Here is a 6474-nt window from a genome sequence, read left to right as displayed (position 1 = left end):
CCGCCTGCCTTCAGCGTCTGCGCGAAAGGCTCAAGTCTCTGCCCAACGAAAAACGACCCGGACGCGCATGCGACCGGGTCGTCAAATCCCGCCCCAAACGGTACACCGTTCGCTATCTAAGAAAAGACCTTAACTGAACGGCATTACCGGCATGCCGGGGTTTCGTTTTTCAGCGCGGAAAGAACGACGTCACTGCGACGCCGCGCCCGAGTCGCCCGCCCCCATGCGCGCCTTCACCGCCTCGCCGAGCTGATACACCGCGAGCGCATAGAAGAAGCTGCGGTTGTAGCGCGTGAGCACATAGAAGTTTTTCAGCCCGAGCGTGTACTCGGTCGTGCGGCCGGGCGTCGGCAGATCGACGACGGTGAGCGGCGTCGGCGCTTCGGCCGCGATGTTCAGTCCCGGTTCGTTAAGCAGCATGCCGGCCTTCGTCAATTGCGCGAGCGACCACTTCGGCTCAGGCGATCCATCGGCGGCGGCCTGCGCGATGCCCTGACTGCCGACATCGCCCGCGATACGCCACACGACCGGACGCCCCGGCGCCCAGCCGTTCTGCTTCAGATAGTTCGCCACGCTGCCGATGGCATCCGCCGGGCTCGTGCGCAGATCGATGCGGCTGTTGCCGTCGTAATCGACCGCATATTGCACGATGCTGCTCGGCAGAAACTGCGGAATGCCGATCGCGCCGGTGTACGAACCGAGCACGGTCGTCGGATCGATCTGCGAATCGCGCGTCCACACGAGCAGGTCTTCCAGATTCTTGCGGAACGTCGCCATGCGCTCGGCGCGGTTCGGCGTGTTCGGATAATCGAAGGTGAGCGTGGTCAGCGCGTCGAGCGCGCGGAAGTTGCCCATGTACTTCCCGTAGATCGTCTCCACACCGATGATCCCGACGATCACTTCAGGCGGCACGCCGAACTGCTCAGAGGCGCGCTGCAACGTGGCCTGGTTCGCGCGCCAGAACTTCACGCCCGCATTGATGCGCACCGGCTCGATAAAACGCCCCTGATACGCGCGCCAGTTCTTGGTCTGCGGCGTGGGGGACGGCAGGACCAGCTTCGCCGCCGTCGCCGAATAGCTCACGCGGGCGAACAGGTCGTGCAGCGCCGACGAATCGAAGTCGTAGCGCGCGACCATGTCGTTGATGAACGCATCGACATTCGGATTGTTCGCGTAGCGCTGCGGCACGATCTCTTCTTCGAACACCTGCCCTTGCGGCGTCGCGGCCTGCGGCTGCTGCGACTGCGCAAAGGCACTGTTGCCGGAGAGAAAGCCGAGCGCGCAGACGAGGAAGGCGGCGAATGCAAGCTTTGCCGGCCTGGACGGAGCCGTGAAGTCGAACGGAGCAAACTGGAAAGTCATAGTGTGCGTGGTTGGGGGCGGTAGGGGCGATGCCTGATGCGCGAGCGGCCGGAACGCCTGTGAAGTTCAATCGATCCGAAACGATCTGCAACGATTCTCAACGGAACGCAACGGCCTGCAACATGCCGCGCGCAATTGCGCGGCCGGCAAAGGCGTCGGGGCAGTATAACCGACGCTTCGCGCCCGGATTGCCCACGCGCCCGGACGAGGGCGGACGTGCCGAACGGTGTGGTAACTTAACGTCAATTGCGCGACACGTGGTCGCGTATGACGAAAAAACACGAGACGAGAGCCGACGAAAGCGGCATTGCGAGACACCATGGCCACCGGCTTTTACTCCCACCCCGATTGCCTTCGGCACGACAACGGCCAATGGCATCCCGAATGCCCGGCGCGTCTGCAGGCGATCGAAGACCAACTGATCGCGAGTCGGATCGATTCGCTCATCGAGCGCGAGGAAGCGCCGCTCGCCGAGGAAACCGACCTCGCGCGCGTCCACACGCAGGCGCATATCGATTACATCAAGAGCCGCACGCCGGAGTCGGGCCGAAGCGAACTCGATCCCGATACGTCGATGTGCCCCGAGTCCTATCGCGCCGCACTGCGCGCGGCGGGCGCGGCGATCGCGGCCACCGATGCCGTCATCGAAGGGCGTTACGACAACGCGTTCTGCAGCGTGCGCCCGCCGGGCCATCACGCGGAGCCGGCGCGCGCGATGGGCTTCTGCCTCTTCAACAACGTCGCGATCGCCGCGCGTCATGCGCTCGAAGTGCACGGGCTGCAGCGCGTCGCGATCGTCGATTTCGACGTGCATCACGGCAACGGCACCGAGGCCGCGTTCAGCGGCGACTCGCGCGTGCTGATGTGCAGCTTCTTCCAGCATCCGTTCTATCCGTTCAGCGGCGCCGACAATCACGCTTCGAACATGGTCAACGTGCCGCTGCCCGCGCGCACGAAGGGCATGCAGGTGCGGGAAGTCGTCGACATGTTGTGGCTGCCGCGTCTCGAAGAGTTCAAGCCGCAGATGATCTTCGTTTCCGCCGGCTTCGACGCGCATCGCGAGGACGACATGGCCAACATGGGCCTCGTCGAGGACGACTATGCGTGGATCACCGAGCAGGTCCGCGGGGTGGCTAAGCGCCACGCGCAAGGGCGCATCGTGAGTTGTCTCGAAGGCGGCTACAACTTGTCGGCGCTGGGACGCAGCGTTGTCGCGCATCTGCGGGTGCTCGCGGAGATCTAGCCGGGCGCGTGCGTGCGCGCATAGTCGGCGCGCACCAGAATCCAGTCGATGAGTTCGCGGATCACGCGCTCGCGGTCGAGATCGTTGAGCGTCTCGTGAACACTGCCTTCGTGGATCATGAGCGTGCTGTCGGTCGATCCGACGTTCGCTTCGAACTCGCGGCTGCCGGCGGAATCGCAGATCGTGTCTGCGCTGCCGTGGAAAACGAGAAGCGGCAATGTGATCTCGCCGCGTTGCGCCGCGACGCGCTCCATTCCGGCGAGAATCTGCGCGGCGGTGCGCGCCGGGACCGCGCCGTGCAGCACGAGCGGATCGCGTTTGTACGCTTCGACGACGCCCGGCGCACGCGAAAGCAGCGCCGGGTCGATGCTGAACGCGGCCACGCGCGGCGCCACGGTCCCGACGATGCGCGAAAATTTCGCCTTCCAGCGCGGCGTGCCCGGGCCGATTTTCAACGCCGGGCTCGACAGGATCAATCCGGCCAGCTTCCTCTCTTTCGCGCGTTCGGCGGCGTAGAGCGCCGCGATCGTGCCGCCCATGCTGTGGCCCATCAGAAAGAGCGGCGTGGCGACGGGCGGCGTCGCGGCGCACGCTTCGAGCAGCACGTCGGCGTCACGCAGATAATCCGCGAACACACGAACCCACGCCCGGTCGCCCGACGACTTCCCGTGCCCGCGCAAATCGATCGCGATCAGTTCGACGCCCGCCGCGTTCAGCGCGACCGCGAGTGCGTCGTAGCGTCCTGCATGCTCGCCCAGGCCGTGAACGAGCGCGACGCGAGCTTTCGGTTCGACATCCGGCGCGGGCTGCCAGCGATGCAGAAACAGTTCGACGCCGTTGCGGGTCGTGACGGCGCTCGTCGAATAAATATGCCGGGACATGAGGCTGTAAATATCTCCGCGTTATTAGCCGATCGGAAATCATTATTAAACAGAATGTAACGCGTCCGGTAAAATCCCGGCGACTACACAGCGATGACAACAACAGGCGGCGGCCGGCGGCGCGGGTGCGTTTAACCCGGCGAGCCTTCCGCCGTTTGCATTTTTCATGATCGAAATACGCAATCTCTCGCAGCGCTTCGCGGGGCCCCGTGGCTGGGTCGAAGCGCTGCACAACGTCAATCTGACGGTTCCCGCCGGCGAAGTGTTCGGCATCATCGGTCGCAGCGGCGCGGGCAAGAGCACGCTGGTGCGCACCATCAATCTGCTGACGCGGCCGAGCGAAGGCAACGTGATCGTCGACGGACGCGATCTCACGACGCTCGGCAAGGACGATCTGCGCGCGGCGCGCCGCGACATCGGCATGATCTTTCAGCACTTCAATCTGCTGAGTTCGCGGACCGTGTACGACAACGTCGCGCTGCCGCTCGAACTCGCCGGCAAGAAGCGCGCGGAGATCGAGGCCGCTGTCTTGCCGCTGCTCGATCTCGTCGGTCTCACGACGCACAAGGACAAATATCCCGCGCAGATCAGCGGTGGGCAGAAGCAGCGCGTGGGCATCGCGCGGGCGCTCGCGAGCAAGCCGAAAGTGCTGCTGTCCGACGAAGCCACGTCCGCGCTCGATCCCGAAACCACGCGCGCCATTCTCGATCTGCTGCGCAAGATCAATCGCGAGCTCGGTTTGACGATCGTGCTCATCACGCATCAGATGGAAGTCATCAAGCAGGTGTGCGATCGCGTCACGGTGCTCGACGCGGGCCGCGTGGTGGAAGAGGGCAAGGTCGTCGATGTCTTCATGCAGCCGCATCACGAAGTCACGCGCGCGCTGATCGGCGACGTGATCGCGCACGAGTTGCCGCCTGCGCTGAAGGCGCGCGTCGTCGAGCGCCTGAAGACGGGCAGCGGCCATTTGCTGCGGCTCGCGTTCACCGGCTCGGGCGTCGATCAGCCGATTCTCTCGGAGACGATCCGCCGCTACGAACTCGATTTCAACATCCTGCACGGCCAGATCGACGAGATTCAGGGGCAGGCGTTCGGCTCGCTCGCGGTGCTCGCGGGCGGGCAGCCGGTGAAGATCGCGGAAGCGGTCGAGTATTTGCGTTCTCAGGGTGTCGTCGTGGAGGAGTTGTCCCATGTTGAGTGAAATGTTCGACATGTTCGTGCAGTCGTTCTGGGAAACGCTGATCATGGTCGGGATCTCGGGACTCGTCGGCGCCGCCGTCGGACTGCCGCTCGGCGTGCTGCTGTATCTGACCGATCGCGATGGCGTATTGCAGAACATCGGCGTGAATCGCGTGCTCGGCGGCGTCGTCAATGCGGTGCGCTCGACGCCGTTCATCATCCTGCTGGTCGCGGTGATTCCGTTCACGCGGCTCGTCGTCGGCTCGTCGATCGGCACGGCGGCCGCTGTCGTGCCGTTGACCATCGCCGCGGCGCCGTTCATCGCGCGGCTCGTCGAGACGGCGCTGCGCGAAGTGGATCGCGGGCTCATCGAAGCCGCGCAGGCAATGGGCGCGACCACCGGCCAAATCGTCTTCAAGGTGCTGTTGCCGGAGTCGCTGCCGGGCGTCGTCGCGGGGCTCACCATCACGTTCGTGTCGCTCGTCGGCTATTCAGCGATGGCGGGCGCGATCGGCGGCGGCGGTCTCGGCGATCTCGGCATCCGCTACGGCTATCAGCGCTTCCTGCCCGAAGTGATGATTACCGTCGTCGTGATTCTCATCGTGTTCGTGCAGCTCGTGCAGTCGTTCGGCGACTGGCTCGTTCGTCGCCTAAGCCACAAATAACCTGTCTACAAGAGACCATCCATGCAACGTCGATTCATTCTGAAGTTCGCCGCCGCGCTTCTGGGCGCAACGCTGTTCAACGCCAGCGCGCATGCGGAAGAGGCGATCAAGATGGGCGTGACCGGCGGCCCGCACGCGCAGATCATGGACGTCGTGAAGCAGGTCGCGGCGAAGAACGGACTGAAGATCACGGTCGTCGAGTTCTCCGACTATGTGCAGCCGAACGCCGCGCTCGCCGCCGGCGATCTCGACGCGAACAGCTATCAGCATCTGCCGTATCTCGACGCGCAGGTGAAGGATCGCGGCTACAAGCTCATCCGGATCGCCGATACGGTCACCTTTCCGATGGGCATCTACTCGAAGAAGCTGAAGTCGCTGTCGGCGCTCGGCAATGGCGCGCGCATCGCGGTGCCGAACGATCCGACCAACGGCGGCCGCGCGTTGCTGCTGCTGCAGAAGCAAGGCCTGATCAAGCTGCGCGCGGACGCGGGCCTGAAGGCGACGCCGCTCGATATCGTCGAGAATCCGAAGAAGCTGAAGATCGTCGAACTCGACGCGGCGCAGATTCCGCGCTCGCTCGACGACGTCGATGCCGCCGCCATCAACACGAACTTCGCGATGGAAGCCGGCCTCAAGCCGAAGTCCGACGCGATCGCGATCGAAGATCCGCACGGTCCGTACGTGAACATCGTCGCGATCCGCGCGTCCGACAAGGACAAGCCGTGGGTCGCCAAACTGATCGCGGCGTATCACTCGCCGGAAGTGAAGCAGTTCATCGAAGGCAAATACGCCGGGGCGGTGATTACGGCCTGGTAATCGATTTCACGGCCGACGTTCGGGTTTTCTTGGATACAAATAGAACGATCGTTCGATAAAATTAGGCCCATACCTATTGCACGACGACTCAACCCACCCGATTGCGGCGGGGACAGCGAACGCGTCGCTCGTATAATGACGCTGGGTTGACGTAATCGTAACTTTGGAGCGTGTGCATGAAAATTCTGGTGCCAGTCAAGCGCGTGGTCGACTACAACGTGAAGGTCCGGGTGAAGTCGGATAACACGGGTGTCGATATCGCCAACGTGAAGATGTCGATGAACCCGTTCGACGAAATCGCCGTCGAAGAGGCGGTTCGTTTGAAGGA

Annotated in this window: 6 protein-coding genes and 2 pseudogenes; 6 read left to right on the top strand and 2 right to left on the bottom strand. The window is 63.7% G+C overall.

Annotation, left to right across the window (positions count from 1 at the left end; translation table 11 throughout):
* A pseudogene (locus tag NOV72_RS32950) lies at positions 1–137 on the top strand (IS4 family transposase); the annotation flags it as partial.
* Between the two features lie 52 nt (positions 138–189).
* On the opposite strand, the gene mltB reads toward NOV72_RS32950, so the two are convergent.
* Positions 190–1362, bottom strand: a complete 1173-nt coding sequence (mltB, locus tag NOV72_RS31550) for a lytic murein transglycosylase B (RefSeq protein ID WP_106858424.1) — start codon at positions 1360–1362, stop codon at positions 190–192.
* Between the two features lie 319 nt (positions 1363–1681).
* Here mltB and NOV72_RS31545 point away from each other — a divergent pair, with 319 nt between their 5' ends.
* A complete protein-coding gene (locus NOV72_RS31545; RefSeq protein WP_106858423.1) occupies positions 1682–2605 on the top strand; it encodes a histone deacetylase family protein in 924 nt (307 codons plus the stop codon).
* On the opposite strand, the gene NOV72_RS31540 is transcribed toward NOV72_RS31545, so the two are convergent.
* Positions 2602–3486 (bottom strand): alpha/beta hydrolase, encoded by an 885-nt coding sequence (locus NOV72_RS31540; protein ID WP_106858422.1) that lies wholly within the window; start codon positions 3484–3486, stop codon positions 2602–2604. The genes NOV72_RS31545 and NOV72_RS31540 overlap by 4 nt on opposite strands.
* A gap of 166 nt (positions 3487–3652) precedes the next feature.
* Between NOV72_RS31540 and NOV72_RS31535 the strand changes: the two genes are divergently transcribed.
* The 4 genes and pseudogenes from NOV72_RS31535 to NOV72_RS31520 all read left to right on the top strand — a co-directional run.
* Positions 3653–4687 (top strand): methionine ABC transporter ATP-binding protein, encoded by a 1035-nt coding sequence (locus NOV72_RS31535; protein ID WP_106858421.1) that lies wholly within the window; start codon positions 3653–3655, stop codon positions 4685–4687.
* Positions 4677–5330: a methionine ABC transporter permease gene (locus NOV72_RS31530; protein WP_106858420.1), complete on the top strand. Its 654-nt coding sequence runs from the start codon at positions 4677–4679 to the stop codon at positions 5328–5330. Before NOV72_RS31535 ends, NOV72_RS31530 begins: the two co-directional genes overlap by 11 nt.
* 21 nt (positions 5331–5351) lie before the next feature.
* Entirely contained in the window at positions 5352–6146 is a 795-nt protein-coding gene (locus tag NOV72_RS31525; RefSeq protein WP_106858419.1) for a MetQ/NlpA family ABC transporter substrate-binding protein, read from the top strand.
* A 176-nt stretch (positions 6147–6322) separates the two neighbouring features.
* A pseudogene (locus tag NOV72_RS31520) lies at positions 6323–6474 on the top strand (electron transfer flavoprotein subunit beta/FixA family protein); the annotation flags it as partial.

Source organism: Caballeronia novacaledonica, from assembly GCF_900258035.1.
GTDB classification, from domain to species: Bacteria; Pseudomonadota; Gammaproteobacteria; order Burkholderiales; family Burkholderiaceae; genus Caballeronia; species Caballeronia novacaledonica.
This window is presented reverse-complemented; position numbering and strand designations above follow the sequence as displayed.

Bases quoted from the DNA above. Each gene is read 5' to 3' on its own strand.
- NOV72_RS31540 (WP_106858422.1), bottom strand. From the start codon at position 3,486: ATGTCCCGGCATATTTATTCGACGAGCGCCGTCACGACCCGCAACGGC.
- NOV72_RS31525 (WP_106858419.1), top strand. From the start codon at position 5,352: ATGCAACGTCGATTCATTCTGAAGTTCGCCGCCGCGCTTCTGGGCGCA.
- NOV72_RS31535 (WP_106858421.1), top strand. From the start codon at position 3,653: ATGATCGAAATACGCAATCTCTCGCAGCGCTTCGCGGGGCCCCGTGGC.
- NOV72_RS31530 (WP_106858420.1), top strand. From the start codon at position 4,677: ATGTTGAGTGAAATGTTCGACATGTTCGTGCAGTCGTTCTGGGAAACG.
- mltB (WP_106858424.1), bottom strand. From the start codon at position 1,362: ATGACTTTCCAGTTTGCTCCGTTCGACTTCACGGCTCCGTCCAGGCCG.
- NOV72_RS31545 (WP_106858423.1), top strand. From the start codon at position 1,682: ATGGCCACCGGCTTTTACTCCCACCCCGATTGCCTTCGGCACGACAAC.